Here is a 14,925-nt window from a genome sequence, read left to right as displayed (position 1 = left end):
TTGTGTAACTGAATGAGGTGACAAGATAATCAATGTACAGCTCAAATATTTGTTTATTTTTATTCATGGCTCTACTTTAGCGGTTTTCGAAATGAAAGTTTAGTGATAATGCGTAACATCAGTTATTTAGGCAAAAAAAATGCCGTTCACATTAAATGAACGGCATTGTTAGTAGACAAGTAATTATTAGTTAATACATTTTTTAAGACTACATCGCTTCGAGCAGAATTAACCCTTCAGTGCCGGCATTAAAGCTCACGGAGCCATTACTTACTGTGGCGATTGAACCATCGTAAGCATTACGTACGCTGCTGCCATTAGCAAAATAAGCACCAACATTAACGCTTACTTGACCAACACCATCAAGTACAATAACTACATTGTTAACGACACCTGACACAGGATTTATCCAGCTACGTGCAAATGCTTTACCACTTGATTGTCCAGAAAGGTTAGTCTGCTGACCGGCACCTACTGCTGGATTATCGCGACGGAATTGCCCCACTTTCTGCCAATGCTGATGGATAGCATTATTCGCTCTGCTCCAATCAACACTTGAACGGCTACCTTGATCAGCATCACTGCCACCATCACCATTAACACGACCTAGCTCATCACCATAGAAAATTTGCACGCCGCCTGGTAGCAATAGTAACGCGGTACCTGCACGTTTTTGACGTGTATCATCTCCATTGTAATAAACTGAACCTGTGTCATGACTTGATATATAACTCAATACGTTCCAGTCTGTTGAGCTATTAACTTGCCCTGCATAACTGGCGAATTGGTTAAGCATCGTATCAGCGCTATTCACCATGCCATTGATTGTGCCTTTGAAACTGAAGTTAATTACAGAATCAAAATTAGCAGATGTATGGATATCTGACTGACCAACACCATGTCCCCACACTTCTGCTGTTGACCAGAAGTCATCATTCCAATCCGCACCGGGTAAACTTGGATTATTTTGACGCCATTCGTTCAATGCAATTTTGGCCTGATAGTTAAGATTTGACCAATTGTCATAAGTCACATGCTTTGCAGTATCAACGCGGAATCCATCGATACCGTAATCTTTAACATATTGTACTAACCATTCAGTAATCCAATCACGAACACGTTTAGTGCCTTGTGCTTGGTAATTACTTAAGTAGCCTTGAGCAAATGTTGCTTTGTTTGCTAGGAATGTTGGAATACCAACCGCTTTAGTAGACTCAGTTTTAAAGTCCGGTAAAAAAGCTAAGCATTTAGTGAGGTCATCACCACCACAAGCATCATAGCCAGGAAGACCTACACGTACCCAGTCTTTACCCCACCAATTAAGCCATTTATAGTCATCGCCATCATAGTTAATGCTACTGTGGTAAGCAAACCAGTTTTCACCCGATCCAGGTGTCCAGTATTCACCCGCCGTTGTTGAGCCATAATTAAACTCATGCATATCTTTTAAGGTATTGTAACCCGCATGGTTCATTACCACATCCATCACAACACGGATGCCTTGACTATGGGCGGTATCAACAAACTGCTTAAACTCGGCTGGCGTTCCCATATTCGCATCAAGATTAGTGTAATCCTGAACGTAATAACCATGGTATGCATAATGTGCAAAATCACCATCACTACCACCACCAACAAATCCATGCGCTTGCTCATACGGTGCTGTTATCCAGATAGCGTTAACACCGAGATCAGTAAAATAACCCGCATTGAGCTTTTCGGTTAGACCGGCAATATCACCACCATGGAAAGTACCAATGTTTTTCCCTGTGGCATCAACGCTTGGACGACCGTAAGAGTTATTGTTAGCAGGATTACCATCTTTAAAGCGATCTGTTATCACAAAGTAGACACTCGCATTATCCCAAGTGAAATCAGATGCGGCTACTGGCGCAACTTTAGTGAATGTAGAACATTCATTGTCACTGCTATCTGCATTTTCAGCGTATAAGCAGACTTGCATTGACTGATCGATTGTCAATGCCGCACCAATAGTAATAACCGTACCATCGGTAAAGGTAATACCATTAACAGGCTCGCTGCCGTCAATCGTATAACGACCACCTATCACATCATCACCTGTTGCGTGCAATGTTACCGTTAGGTTGTAACCTGAGAATGTACCTCCATTAGGATCAATGCTAACTGATGCATCATTAGTTGGAATAAAACAACCGTCTGTCCAACTGCTCGTTCCGATATGATAAGTGCCATCAGTCGTGCGAGTTAAATCAGCCGTTTTGTTACTACCCTGTTCACTGAAAAGCAGATGGCTTGATTCCGTATTGGTGAATGTATAACTGAATAAGCCAGCAGCAATTTCAGTCATGTCATTACCCGGCCAAATAGAATCAGCCGTTGAGTCTACTGGTATAGCATCCCAGTGGTGAATTGACGGATTATTTAATCCTTCAACACAGACTCTAAAACTAATTTCTTGGTGTTCAACTTTATTGTATACATAGGTCTGTGATGTACTGCCTTGTGCATTTTTAGCATAAACTTGCAGTGCAACAGATTCACCGGTAATAATATCTGAACCGACTGCAATAGTATCGCCATTACTAAAAGCAGTTCCCTGTGTCACATCACCTGCACCGATTAGATAACGGCTATCGGTAATAGCTGTGCCGTTATAGCTTAATGTAACACTGAGGCTATCTGTCGTAAAATCACCACTGGCAGGGGTAATTACCATCTCAGGTTTTAATGGGATAGTGATTTCAGCAGCTTTGATTTCATGGCTAGAAGCATTAAAACTAATTACGTAACTGGTATTATCAAGTACCGAAAAATCTTGAGCAGGATAATTTTCTCCCCAAGTTCCATCCGTTGTACAAGCAGCCACTTTAAAACGAGCAACTGTTTCTTCTCCCGCAAAGGCTTGAGTCAATTCGTATAAACCAGACGTCGCACTCAATTGTAACGCAGTTTGTCCCCAGTCATTTGGCGTTCCACGGAGACACCAGACAGGCGGTTGTACTCCGGCAACGGTAATATCGACACTGGCCATAGCACTAAGAGCACCTAGATCATCACTCACCTGCAGTGAGATTGTTTGACTTTGTGCAAACGTAACCGTAATCGATTCTGTTGTCGCGCCAGTGCTCCAGCTGTAGCTGGCAACTGAGCCATCTGCATCACTTGAGAGGGCTGCACTAAAGGTTATGTTAGTACCTGCATCGACAGTTTGAGCGCTTGCTGGGGAGATAATTGCAAAAGGGGCTTGATTAGTTAAACAGCTATCAACAGCTGTTGCTTGAATATTTTTACTGTCACTAAAAAAAGTGATCAGATAACTTCCCGCTGCAACCGTGTAATCCGCACTTGGATAGGCTTGTGTCCAATCGCCGTAACGATCTATTTTAAAGCGGGGATTATCACTGTCGAAGGTTTGACAGGTTTGATATTGACTTCCAGATACATACTCTAACGGGGCATTACCCCAGTCATTAGGTGTGCCGCGAAAATCCCATTCAGCCTGAGCCGACAATGAAACCGCAAACAAACCGAACAATATTGCTTTGTTCATTTTAATTCCTTTTAAAACTAAGTTAGACAGCAACCCTCATGGTTGATGCAGATTTACCGCCAATGTAGCAATATACTGGTTACTATTTGTTACTACATTGGCTTATACAGAAGTCCTGTACGGAGCAACGCCAACACGCGCCACCAAAAGGTAAGTCTTTGTAATTAAAGATCAACCTGCTGAAATAATTCTAGATTGATTATTTAACGCACTATTCTAGATTAATAATCAGACTGCATGTGAAATGTCTCATTAAATTGAGATCTTAATCAAGAAGCACCTACCATGCATGGTCATTTTACATAGGTGAATAGGAAATTATTGGATTTGCTATGATGAAGTCTAAAGGCTTACTGTTGGGATTAGCACAAACTGTCTACAACGGTGCGGCTGGGGCTGGTATTTCGTGGGAAGAAGATTCCCCCCTAATTTATGAGAAGGTAGCAAATCAGTAGGCATTGGTTCAGACGCACCAGCCGCACACCCATTCAACAACAACGTCGAAAAAGGCAGCTAACAACCAAGCACCTATGTTATGTATATTGCACTATCACTATCACAATCACGGTTATGATTGTGATTGTGATTGTGATTGTGATTGTGATTTTTCCTTACTTTGAAATTAAAACAATGATACTGCGAGCGCTAACTTTACAACGACTACCTTTATGTAAACTCTCATCCCCCATTTCTGCAATATCAAAAGGGGAAGCTAATGATGTATCAATCGCACAGTACCAATTTTCGCCATCGATATAAGGTAATTCAAAATCCAGTGCAAACCAGTACATATTAAACATAATATGGATATCCTCGCCCTCCTGAGCGCCGATTGTCATGGCTAAAGCTAACCCTGTCTTATCCTGCCACCCAGGTTTCCCGAGTTCACAACCATGCCATGATATATCCGCCAGTCCTCGCTGATTTATTTCCCCATCATAAAATCGATCACGAAAGAAACGCGGATGACGTTTACGAAAAGCAATTAACCTCTGCCAAAACCGTAACATCGGTTGATTCGTATCTAAATCATCCCAATTAAACCAAGAGATAGCATTATCTTGGCAATAAGCATTGTTATTACCATATTGTGTTCTACAAACTTCATCCCCAGCGACGAACATAGGTACGCCTTTTGATAACATCAAGATAGTGGCAAAATTTTTGATTTGTTTTTTTCTCAGGCGATTGATTTGTTCATTCGTAGAGCCTCCCTCTACGCCGCAATTCCAACTGCGATTATCATCGACACCGTCACGATTATTTTCACCATTCGCTTCATTATGTTTGTCGTTATAAGAAACAAGATCATTAAGGGTAAAGCCATCATGAACATTGATAAAATTAACACTGTTACTGGGTAACTCATCTTGTTGTTGATAAATATTAGCACTGCCCGTAATTCGATCTGCGAAAATACCCAGCATGCCAGCTCGACCACGCACAAAATCGCGAATATCATCCCTGTAAACACCGTTCCATTCTGCCCAACGATGACCTGGGAATGAGCCAACCATATATCCGCCGCCCGCGTCCCAAGCTTCAGCTATCACTTTGGTATCGGCCAGTTGCTCCGATAGCTCAATGCCCCACACAACAGGAGGATGAGCAATTAGCCCCCCATCTTCGCTACGCGCCAAAATGGTCCCTTCATCAAAACGGAACCCATCAACATGTACTTCGCGTACCCAATACTCTAAACAATCAAGAATAAACTTTTCACTGATTGGATGGTTACATTTAAAGGTGTTGCCACAGCCAGAATAATCAAAATAGAATTTTTTATTCTCTCCCACTAAAAAATAGTAGCTATCATTTGCCAGTCCCTTAAAAGAATAAACCGGCCCTTGTTCATTACCCTCATCGGTATGCGTAAACACGACATCAAGAATGACACCAATATCGGCTTTATGTAATGCTTTGACTAAATCTCTAAATTCATCAAGATGGCTTCCTGCATCCGAGTTAATGCAGTATCCCGAATGGGGAGAAAAGAAACTGATGGTACTATAACCCCAATAATTAACTAACTCATTGCCATTAACATAACGTACTTCGGAATCATCAAATTCAAAGACAGGCAGTAACTCTACTGCAGTAATGCCCAATTTTTTTAAATAGGGAATTTTTTCGATCACACCCGCATAGGTCCCAGGGTGTTTCACCTGAGAGGTGGGTGATTTGCTAAATCCGCCCACATTTAGCTCATAAATAATGCTCTCATTAAGCAACTGATTAAGTGGTTTATCGTCTTGCCAATCATAATCGGTTAATTTAACTACACAGCTCCGCATCGAAGTATGGAGATTGCAACCAGGTTTACTTGCATCGACTCTATTCCATAAACGTCGATTAATGCCTTTTGAATAAGGGTCGATTAATACTTTATCCTTATCAAAAATAAGACCATTTTCTGGCTGATAAGGACCATCTACACGGTAGCCATAATGCGTACCTTGCGGTAAACCTTTCACAAAGACATGCCAAAAATAAAAACTACGATGGATCAAGGGATCTAAGCGGATAATCTGATCTGGCTCGATTGAATTTTGTTGACCAAAAAGAAGTAATTCGACGGCAGTTGCTCTTTCATCACAATAGATACAAAAATTTACCCCCTCCTCCTCAATTGTTGCACCAATAGGGTGAGTTTTTCCTGGCAATAATTCGTAATTTGAAAAATTCGTCATATAATCACTCTTTAATTTTCATTTAAAATAGCAACTGATCTTTGACTTGATTTGCATACAGCAACAGGATCGACAAGCAATGCACGATTAATTACTCCGAGAGTAAGCATTTATGTCTTTTCTGACTAGCAGTAATAATAAATGCTATAAATCCAAAAAATGTATATCGACATGCGAAAATTTGTTCTTTAACTCTTTTTTATTTTGCATGTAGATATCACCTCCTTTAGCGATACTAAAGTGATCTGGATGGTCATTAAATAAACTTTGATAAGCCATGACCAACTGTAAACAGTGCGTTTTTTGTTGCTCACTGAGAGAGTTACCATCTAACCACTTACTGGTTTCAATTGCTTGTTTTAATTGCTCATAAAGTACCGGAGATATGTTTTTTGCATACTCAGTTAAATTTGACATAGATATCACCCTTTGTTGTATTACAATGCAAGACTTCAGCTAAGTATATTGATTTGATGGAATAACACTACTTATGATAACGAAGATACTCAAATGCAGCCTTATACTAGTAACATTATCCGCCACACTAGCCTGTATGCCATTTCAACCAGACAGCTTGACTGATATTTGTGAATCAGAGCCTCAAATTTGTGATGATCTACATCAAATAGGGGATTGTCGTTATAAACGCACAAGCCTTATTCGTGCACGATACCTAGATAAAAAAGAGCCAAATGAAGCCCATACACGTTTACTATTAACAGAACTAGATAGCTACGAATCTTGTCTTGAATTAACGCTATTTATGCAGTTTACGCGTAATAAAGAACGTAAAACACAGCGACTGGAAAACTACCTAGCGGCACAAAATTTAATGGAAGCTAAACTAAAAGAAACCAAAGGGACGCAAGATCCTCATCTGGCCTACTTTTTATGGACTCATCATCAAGACTTAGCAGCTAAGACTGTTTTTTTAAGGGCTGCTAATAAAAAAGGCTTAAAAGATATTAGATTATTAACTAAGCTGGCAACTATCTATTCTAAAGAAGATCCGCAACGAGCCTTGGATCTTTTATTTAAAGCATTGAGAGAAAGTAAATCAATATCTGCACTGCCGCAAAATGTATTTACCTCAATGATGACTATTTTTTACCAAGAAAAGGAATTTGAACAGGCCTATATTTGGGCTTTAATAGCAAAAGAGGAAAGCACTGAAGAAGAGTTTCCAATTAATTTAGATCTTATTTTACAAAAAGGGCTAATAAACGGGAAAAAAATGATACTCAATGAAGATGCCTTAGAAGATATGGCCGATAAATATCACCAACAGCTTACTGAAGGCGCTTTTCATTTACAAGCCCCTCAATTGCGTCGGCTAAATTAACCAACTCAATAAATAATACTTCAACGGCGAACGATCATACTTAGGCACATGTTAAGATGGTCAACAATAAAACTAAATTGAGAAAAACTCTCATCACTGATTTTTTTTGATTTATCCAAAACCTGTGCGCAAATAACCCCTATCGCCTTACCCTCTATTTGAACCGGTGCAAAGCAGGTTGCGCCGGTGCCGATTAATTCCTCTATTTCAAGCGTAATGTAGTTACGCCATTTATGATCACGATAAGAGTTAACCAGTTCAGTACAATCCCTTTCTAAAACATAACTGAACATATTCATGCTTTTATTGAGGCTAATTGTGCTGTGGAAGGTTTCAACCTGTCCATGGCAATTATATGTTGTCCGCGACTCAACTTTACTTCTATCTCGGCTTAACACCCAAAATGTACAGCGATCAAATCTATTAATGATTGCGGTCTGCTGCAATGTATAAGTCAAAAAATCATTAATATTATTACTGCTTTTAGTGAGTTTTGTTAATGTTTTCAGCATTAATAATAATGCTTTTTCAGGCGTTAATTGTGCTACAGGAGAACTTTCCTGCAGGCCAGTATAGTCTGACTCTGTGGGCAATATTTTTATATGCTGCTCTAAGACCGATGCGCCATATGAACTCAATAACTTAATCGCTAAATTTCTCGTTTCTTCAATTCGTTCTTGCACATGATTAATATCAACTGCCATTATTTTACTAATGCGCTTTAATATCTTATCCAAGTCACTTTTGTTATCTGGGGGTACAGCAATCGCCGCGCTAAGCTGATTAGCCAAACTAATGGTCTGCATCTCAACCGTTCGACTTTCAGGTTGATCTAGTGCTTTAATCAATAACTCGCCTAAGTGCCAAGTTTTTGCCAAACCTATGCTCAGGTCTTTAAAGTGAACGCCAGTCATTGACGCACAATATTCCTGAAATTGGGCAGCGGGTAAATCAATTTCTTTTATTAATTGCCCAGTCATTTCACTATTGCTACTCCAGAAAGATGTTTCACCAATATGGTATAACATAGCGGCTAAATAGACCTCTTCTTGCGTGTTTTTATCATAATCAGGGACCATCATTTTTGCTAATAATCCAGCATAAAAAGCATTGGCCATGAGCATCGTTAAGCGGTTATAAATTTCAGGCTCTACATTTTTACTTTTCAATAACCCATCTAATATTTTTGATGTTAAGCAAATATTTTTAATTGTTTGGATGCCAAGTACAATGGACGCACGAGAAACAGTTGTAATTTTTCTATAAGATGTGCGATTACAGTTATTAGCCACTTTTAACACGCAGGACGAAAGCGCCTGATCATGCAAAATAGCTTTACTTAAATGTGGTATTGAAGAAATATCGTCATTGGAAAATTTATCGAGCATCCCCGCCACTGACGTAATAGCAGGTAACTCTTTTTTAGCAAGAATCTCAACCCATTGCGCTAGTGGCCGTTTTATTTTTTCACGCATATGAACATTCCTGCTCTGTAATTAATGATTCTTGATTAATCGCTGCTTACCCATTACAAATTAAGCAATTACAGTGACATCGCATGTATTATCTGTGTTCTAATCTATTTTTTCATTTTACTCATCAAGTCTGCAAAAGGATTATACGTGGCACTTGCTTGGTGCTCATCACCTGCTTCAACCGAACTCCCATACAAGTCAGCTTGAGTATACTTATCGTGCTCATGATCATGACAGTAAATACACAGCAGCTCCCAATTACTACCGTCTGCGGGGTTGTTACTGTGGTCATGATCTACATGATGTACCGTTAATTCTTTCAAATTTGAATAAACAAATTCACGTGCGCATTTTCCACAAACCCAAGGGAATAGTTTTAACGCTTTATCACGATAATCACTTTCCATTCTTTTATAATTACTTGGAATATACGCCATCGTTGTCCTCTATTTAGAGTTTATTTAAATATGGCCATATATTAGCTGTAACAGCATCAGTAGTGAATAGAAAATTCGCAAAACATATTGATCTTCTCCAAGTTTAACAATACTTAAGCTTGGCGTTAGCAAAGTTGTTCAATAACCAGCGAATGATCGTAAAATGCACTCCACTCCATTTCAACTAAGCGCTAGCTGTAAGCCTCAATCTATATCGGCCCAACGGTGGTTAATACAAAACAAGTGGTATTCCAACAATGCTACACCGTTAATGTTGCTACATTTAAAAAAGCATCATCACATTCAACAATAAGCTCAGAAGTGGCCGAAAAAAACGAGTGCAAATCAGTGTTTCACTACTTTAAAATTTTTAATGCAGAAAAGCTTAATTCAACATATATATGGCAAGACTAAATGATACATACCCTCAACCTTGTTGGAAAGCGGGTTTAAAATACGTTAACTGTGAACGTTAACGCTTTCTCATTGTTCAATGAGTAGACCTGTAACAGAAAAATAGATAATATTTGATTATTTTTAATTTGCTGCGTGTCATTACAAAAATAGAGGTATATATGACTAAAAATATTTCATGGACAGATGATTATGCAATCGGCATTGACGAAATAGATCAACAGCACAAATTTCTATTTAAGTTGATTAATGACACTCTTCGATCGGATCTGAAAGAACAGCTACAAATATCATTGTTGCAGCTTTACAAATACACGAGGGAACATTTTACCGCTGAAGAATCTTTGATGAAAGAAATTTGCTACCCGCAATATAAACAGCACCGTGAATTACATAACCAGCTAATAACAGAGCTGAACAAAAAATCTAAAGAAGCACTCAATGATCCAACAAAAAGAGATAAATTAGATAATTTTCTAGTGAGCTGGCTAATAGTGCATATTATAGGTGAAGATATTCACATTGGGGAATTCTTTAAACGCTAAAATTCAATTTTTTTATGTTTTATTTAAATTATGATAATCTTGTTATAGCCTTTCTTGTCACTTTGTTGCAACGAGATGCGTTCAGCTGGGCTTTCTGTGGCCTCCACTTTTGATTTATTTGGCATTTCCTATGGAATAATTGCGGTAATAGCAATAACATCGCCTTTTACAGCGACTTTGATGGATCCAAATACTCCTATGTACAATATTAAACGTGAAGGAAAAAATAATTACGCATTTGCAGAAGCGATTAAAGTACAAAATGATGGCTAAGGCCACCTCTTAATATGGGTCAACGCAGCTTTTGGCCATTCGACTCCTTCGTGCATTTTCTGTTCGATTGTTCAAACTGGGGGCTAGCTTCCCTTACGCAGCCATACATCCCCACTCCATATTTCAAAAATAACTTTCCTGTGTTGTATTCCTCCTAAATCTTTATTTTTAATGCTAAACCCCTGTTTTTGCAATAAGTAAGGCGCAATTAAAGCGTTTTTGCAGGCTACATTCTTACATGAGTGTGAGTCAATACAGGTACTGTGATTGGGAGTGCAGTGCGGGTTACTTGATATTTTTGAAAACATATTGCCGCCGCCAAATATTTTTGTCTGGTATTCAGAAGGAACAGTACCTGCTTCCTTAATTTCGCGCAAAAACATTGCCATAGCGTCTTCTGCATATTTTCCATCAAGTTGCAAAGGATCTTTTCTAAACTGCGGTGTGGGGAGCATGTAGTGGCACATGCCTCCTATTAATCGTTGAGGGTGCCAAATAGTGATGGCAACACACGAACCTAATAGCGTACTAATACGCATCTCTTTACCGCCAAAATAGAAATCGCCTGGTTGCAAAAAGATGTCAATTTTATTGCTGCTATTTTTCATGATTTTATAAATATAGAGGGCTGTACTATTTTTAAGCGGTTATTAATACCCACTAAACTTTCGGAATGGCTTACAAATAGATAGCCGCCAGGTTTTAACAAATCAAAGATTTTATTAACGACGTGAATTCTCGTTTCGCGATCAAAATAAATCATAACATTGCGTAAAAAAATGACGTCAAATTTACCTATGTCTGGTAGAGCATTAATCAAATTAATTTGTTTAAACTGTATTTTATCACGTAGTACTTGTTGAATTAAAAAAGTTCCCTGCTGCGACCCCGATCCTTTTAAGCAATATTTTTGCAATAAATTTTTTGAAATGTTGTGCGCTCTTTCTAATGCGTAATGACCAGAGCGTGCCTTTTCGAGTACTTGCAAATTGATATCCGAAGCTACAATCTGCCAAGGCGTTGTGCCCAGGCTTTCGGCTAAAGTCATTGCCAAAGTATAAGGCTCTTCACCCGTTGAACTGGCAGCACACCAAAGGCGAAAATTTGATCTTTTAGTCGAATCAGTTAGCAACTTATTTTTAAGAAACTCGAAATGCTTAGGTTCACGAAAGAAATAAGTTTCGTTAGTGGTTAATAAATCAATGGCCATTTGCGCTTCAGCGATCTCATTAGGGCTTGAAATCATTTTAAAGTAGGCAGTGTAACTCTCTAATTGATAATATTTTAAACGGCACGCTAGACGACCTTCAACTAATTTTATTTTAGTCTCTTTTAGATCAATTCCAGCGATATTGTACAGCCAAGTTTTGAATTTTTGATATTCTGCTGCATTGATAGATATAGGACAATAATTCATATTATTTATACTTAATTTATTAAGTTGAACTCAGTAATCTGTTTTTTTTTAAGAAAAACATAAATAACATGCGTGTTGTACAAATAGAAAACCACTTACACAACACAATTAAACGCTTTATTTTCAAGCAAAAACTATTCTAAACGATTTGTGTCAGACATTGACTCACCAACTGTTTTGGTAAGTGAGCTCATTTCATTAACGGATAATACACGGCTAATATCAAGGATGATAACAAATTCACCATTAATTTTCCCCATTCCACTAATGAAATCAGCACGTATATTAGTCCCAAAATGCGGAGCGGGTTCAATATCTGAGGGCGGTATTTCTAGCACCTCAGAGACAGAATCAACGATTATACCGATATCTATTTTTTCTTCTTCATTAACAGTTTCAATAATAACGATGCAGCTTCTTCGGGTTATTACTGTTGCTTCTCGACCAAAACGAGCAGATAAATCGATAACAGGCACAACCGCACCACGAATATTTATAACACCACTTATAAATTCAGGCATGAGCGGTACGGTGGTCAGTTTTGCATACTCAATAATTTCTTTTATGCCTAAAATGCCGATAGCAAACATTTCTCCACCTTGTAAAAAAGTGAGGTACTGCGCACATTCTGCCTCTGCAGAAGAGTTGCCCGCATGTACGGCGATTCCTTTTACATCAACAGATTTAACTAATAAACTCATAGCCACCCACCCTTAAAATTTAGTAAACTCGGACTCATCTAATGATCTGTTTTTAGGTGCTGGCACTGAAGATCTGACCGGCTTCTTCATTGAACTTGTCGCGCTAGATTGATAAGTGTTAGATGCGTTTCTTGTTGTCTGCACAACAACCTTAAAAAAACCTATTACTGATTGCAGCTGCTCTGCTTGACTACTCATTTCTTCGGCTGTTGCAGAAAGTTCCTCGCTGCTTGAGGCATTTTGTTGGGTAATGGTATTTAATTGCCCCATTGCCGTATTAATTTGCCCTACGCCTGCCGATTGTTCTTCAGATGCTGCGCTTATCTCTTGCACTAAATCAGAGGTTTTATTGATTGAAGGTACAATTTGCCCCAATAGTCGCCCTGCTGTTTCTGCTAAGGTAACACTATTTGAAGCTACAGATCCTATTTCTTGTGCCGCTATTTGGCTTCGTTCAGCGAGTTTCCGTACTTCAGCCGCGACCACAGCAAAACCTTTACCATGCTCTCCGGCTCGAGCCGCTTCAATAGCCGCGTTAAGGGCTAATAGATTAGTCTGGTAAGCAATATCATCAATAATACCAATTTTATCTGCAATTTGTTTCATGGCCAAGACCGTTTGCTGAACCGCATCACCACCTTCAATAGCTTCTTTGGCAGCCTGCGACGCCATACCATCGGTCACTTTTGCATTTTCCGTATTTTGTGTAATTGAAGCGGTCATTTGTTCCATTGATGAGCTGGTCTCTTCAACGCTTGCTGCCTGCTCGTTTGCAGAAGAACTCATTGATTGCGCTGTTGCACTTACTTCTTCAGATGCAGAGGCTAAATTTTCAGCACCTGATCGCACTTGCTGAATAATATTATTCAAACTTGATACCATGTCTTTCATGGCTGCGTAGACACCTGTAGCATGCTCAGAATTTTTAAAATCAATGGTTAGATCACCATCAGCAATACGTCTTGCAATACTCTCCATCTGAGAAGGCTCACCACCCAGCGGTTTTTTAATTAAGTAAACTAAAAACCAAGCTAGCACAATCCCAACCAAAACAGCGCTAATTGATATCCATATTAGCGTTGCGCTGGTCTTTTCATTGTGCTGTTTTACGAGTGGACCGAGGACGTTTTGTTTTTTCTGTACCGCAAGTTTAATATCCTCGGCAGCAGCTGCAACAAGGGGCCCGATTCGATCAAGTTCCTGCTCAATAACTATATTTCGTTCGATAATAGCTTTATCAATACTATCTAAAGCGCGCGCATAAGTTTCTCTAGCAGCATAAAATTTGTCTAGCATGGCGCGACGCTGTGGATTTTTTATGTGTTGATCAAGTTTTTTGACTCGATCCAATAACGCCCCATCAAGTTCTTTGTGGGCAATAGCGACATCCTCGGCTGAATTAGAGTCAAGAAATTTAACAACATATAGGCGGGCTAATAACAAACTTTCCTGAACCTGCCCTGCATAAAATGCAGCATTAGAATCCTGCTCATTAAAAGAAGACGTCATAATCTCGCTTATAATGCTATGCATCACTGCACCTTGAATGTTTAATGTACTATTGAGTATCTTATTACGCTGGGCCATATAAGCAGTCACTGTATCAAAGGCCTTATCATAATCATTAATTGAAGCAACGATTAAGCGCATTTTTGTTACTAATTCAGGATCTTTTAATTCACTACTCTGATCAGAAACTAAGTCACTAAGCTCCTGAAAACGTTCTTTAAAATTTCGAATAGAATTATCATCATTCTTGAGGATATAATCTTTAGCGTAAAGACGTACAAGCAGCATATTAGCCTGTACTCGGCCAGCTAAATTAGCCTCCCTCGCATATTCTCGGTAATTATTAAACCCATCTATGGCGTTGCTGAGCCCCACATAGGCTGACATCGAAACAACGATAAGAAGTGCTAACACAATTCCATATCCTGCACTTATTTGCGTACTTAAGCGTATATTTTTAAACACTTGGATTCAAATAATAAGTGCATAACTTGAATAGGTAGAAAAAACGGTCAGCTGAATATATGCTAATCGCTTTTTCTCCGGCAAGAGATGCAACAATGAAAACATATAAACAACTGACCTATGAA

The 14,925-nt window shown here is 39.0% G+C and carries 12 protein-coding genes; 3 read left to right on the top strand and 9 right to left on the bottom strand.

The features are described from left to right. Positions 1 to 208: 208 nt before the first annotated feature. The 3 genes from KSO91_RS12720 to KSO91_RS12710 all read right to left on the bottom strand — a co-directional run bounded on the left by KSO91_RS12720 (position 209) and on the right by KSO91_RS12710 (position 6,639). Positions 209 to 3,532: an alpha-amylase family glycosyl hydrolase gene (locus KSO91_RS12720; protein ID WP_238743375.1), complete on the bottom strand. Its 3,324-nt coding sequence runs from the start codon at positions 3,530 to 3,532 to the stop codon at positions 209 to 211. Between the two features lie 611 nt (positions 3,533 to 4,143). After that, a complete protein-coding gene (gene glgX / locus KSO91_RS12715; protein ID WP_238743374.1) occupies positions 4,144 to 6,222 on the bottom strand; it encodes a glycogen debranching protein GlgX in 2,079 nt (692 codons plus the stop codon). A 144-nt stretch (positions 6,223 to 6,366) separates the two neighbouring features. Then, positions 6,367 to 6,639: a YeaC family protein gene (locus KSO91_RS12710; RefSeq protein ID WP_238743373.1), complete on the bottom strand. Its 273-nt coding sequence runs from the start codon at positions 6,637 to 6,639 to the stop codon at positions 6,367 to 6,369. A 73-nt stretch (positions 6,640 to 6,712) separates the two neighbouring features. On the opposite strand from KSO91_RS12710, the gene KSO91_RS12705 reads away from it, so the two are divergent. Continuing rightward, on the top strand, positions 6,713 to 7,564 hold the full coding sequence (locus KSO91_RS12705) for a DUF2989 domain-containing protein (RefSeq protein WP_238743372.1): 852 nt from the start codon (positions 6,713 to 6,715) through the stop codon (positions 7,562 to 7,564). 20 nt (positions 7,565 to 7,584) lie between these two features. Here the strand turns inward: KSO91_RS12705 and KSO91_RS12700 are convergent, their stop codons facing one another. Then, on the bottom strand, positions 7,585 to 9,039 hold the full coding sequence (locus KSO91_RS12700; RefSeq protein WP_238743371.1) for an HDOD domain-containing protein: 1,455 nt from the start codon (positions 9,037 to 9,039) through the stop codon (positions 7,585 to 7,587). Positions 9,040 to 9,143: 104 nt separating this feature from the next. Further along, the gene (locus KSO91_RS12695; protein ID WP_238743370.1) at positions 9,144 to 9,476 is read right to left on the bottom strand and encodes a YajD family HNH nuclease; all 333 of its coding nucleotides are present in this window, start codon (positions 9,474 to 9,476) and stop codon (positions 9,144 to 9,146) included. A 575-nt stretch (positions 9,477 to 10,051) separates the two neighbouring features. Between KSO91_RS12695 and KSO91_RS12690 the strand changes: the two genes are divergently transcribed. Together KSO91_RS12690 and KSO91_RS12685 are read left to right on the top strand one after the other, a co-directional pair. Beyond that, entirely contained in the window at positions 10,052 to 10,435 is a 384-nt protein-coding gene (locus tag KSO91_RS12690) for a bacteriohemerythrin (RefSeq protein WP_238743369.1), read from the top strand. A gap of 96 nt (positions 10,436 to 10,531) precedes the next feature. Beyond that, positions 10,532 to 10,708: a hypothetical protein gene (locus KSO91_RS12685; RefSeq protein ID WP_238743368.1), complete on the top strand. Its 177-nt coding sequence runs from the start codon at positions 10,532 to 10,534 to the stop codon at positions 10,706 to 10,708. Between the two features lie 83 nt (positions 10,709 to 10,791). Here the strand turns inward: KSO91_RS12685 and KSO91_RS12680 are convergent, their stop codons facing one another. The 4 genes from KSO91_RS12680 to KSO91_RS12665 all read right to left on the bottom strand — a co-directional run bounded on the left by KSO91_RS12680 (position 10,792) and on the right by KSO91_RS12665 (position 14,749). Continuing rightward, positions 10,792 to 11,316 carry a hypothetical protein gene (locus KSO91_RS12680; protein ID WP_238743367.1) on the bottom strand — a complete coding sequence of 175 codons (525 nt, stop codon included), beginning with the start codon at positions 11,314 to 11,316 and terminating at the stop codon, positions 10,792 to 10,794. Further along, complete coding sequence (locus KSO91_RS12675) at positions 11,313 to 12,125, bottom strand: CheR family methyltransferase (protein WP_238743366.1); 813 nt, start codon at positions 12,123 to 12,125, stop codon at positions 11,313 to 11,315. Before KSO91_RS12675 ends, KSO91_RS12680 begins: the two co-directional genes overlap by 4 nt. A 134-nt stretch (positions 12,126 to 12,259) precedes the next feature. Beyond that, the gene (locus KSO91_RS12670) at positions 12,260 to 12,826 is read right to left on the bottom strand and encodes a chemotaxis protein CheW (protein ID WP_238743365.1); all 567 of its coding nucleotides are present in this window, start codon (positions 12,824 to 12,826) and stop codon (positions 12,260 to 12,262) included. 12 nt (positions 12,827 to 12,838) lie between these two features. Continuing rightward, positions 12,839 to 14,749, bottom strand: a complete 1,911-nt coding sequence (locus KSO91_RS12665) for a methyl-accepting chemotaxis protein (protein WP_238743364.1) — start codon at positions 14,747 to 14,749, stop codon at positions 12,839 to 12,841. Positions 14,750 to 14,925 lie beyond the last annotated feature (176 nt).

Source organism: Psychromonas antarctica, from assembly GCF_022267535.1.
Classification (GTDB): Bacteria; Pseudomonadota; Gammaproteobacteria; order Enterobacterales; family Psychromonadaceae; genus Psychromonas; species Psychromonas antarctica.
The sequence above is the reverse complement of the archived record's forward strand: the minus strand, read 5'-3'. Positions and strand labels throughout refer to the sequence as shown.

Excerpts from the sequence above, each read along its gene's own strand:
- KSO91_RS12720 (WP_238743375.1), bottom strand. The coding sequence starts at position 3,532 with ATGAACAAAGCAATATTGTTCGGTTTGTTTGCGGTTTCATTGTCGGCT.
- glgX (WP_238743374.1), bottom strand. The coding sequence starts at position 6,222 with ATGACGAATTTTTCAAATTACGAATTATTGCCAGGAAAAACTCACCCT.
- KSO91_RS12710 (WP_238743373.1), bottom strand. The coding sequence starts at position 6,639 with ATGTCAAATTTAACTGAGTATGCAAAAAACATATCTCCGGTACTTTAT.
- KSO91_RS12705 (WP_238743372.1), top strand. The coding sequence starts at position 6,713 with ATGATAACGAAGATACTCAAATGCAGCCTTATACTAGTAACATTATCC.
- KSO91_RS12700 (WP_238743371.1), bottom strand. The coding sequence starts at position 9,039 with ATGCGTGAAAAAATAAAACGGCCACTAGCGCAATGGGTTGAGATTCTT.
- KSO91_RS12695 (WP_238743370.1), bottom strand. The coding sequence starts at position 9,476 with ATGGCGTATATTCCAAGTAATTATAAAAGAATGGAAAGTGATTATCGT.
- KSO91_RS12690 (WP_238743369.1), top strand. The coding sequence starts at position 10,052 with ATGACTAAAAATATTTCATGGACAGATGATTATGCAATCGGCATTGAC.
- KSO91_RS12680 (WP_238743367.1), bottom strand. The coding sequence starts at position 11,316 with ATGAAAAATAGCAGCAATAAAATTGACATCTTTTTGCAACCAGGCGAT.
- KSO91_RS12675 (WP_238743366.1), bottom strand. The coding sequence starts at position 12,125 with ATGAATTATTGTCCTATATCTATCAATGCAGCAGAATATCAAAAATTC.
- KSO91_RS12670 (WP_238743365.1), bottom strand. The coding sequence starts at position 12,826 with ATGAGTTTATTAGTTAAATCTGTTGATGTAAAAGGAATCGCCGTACAT.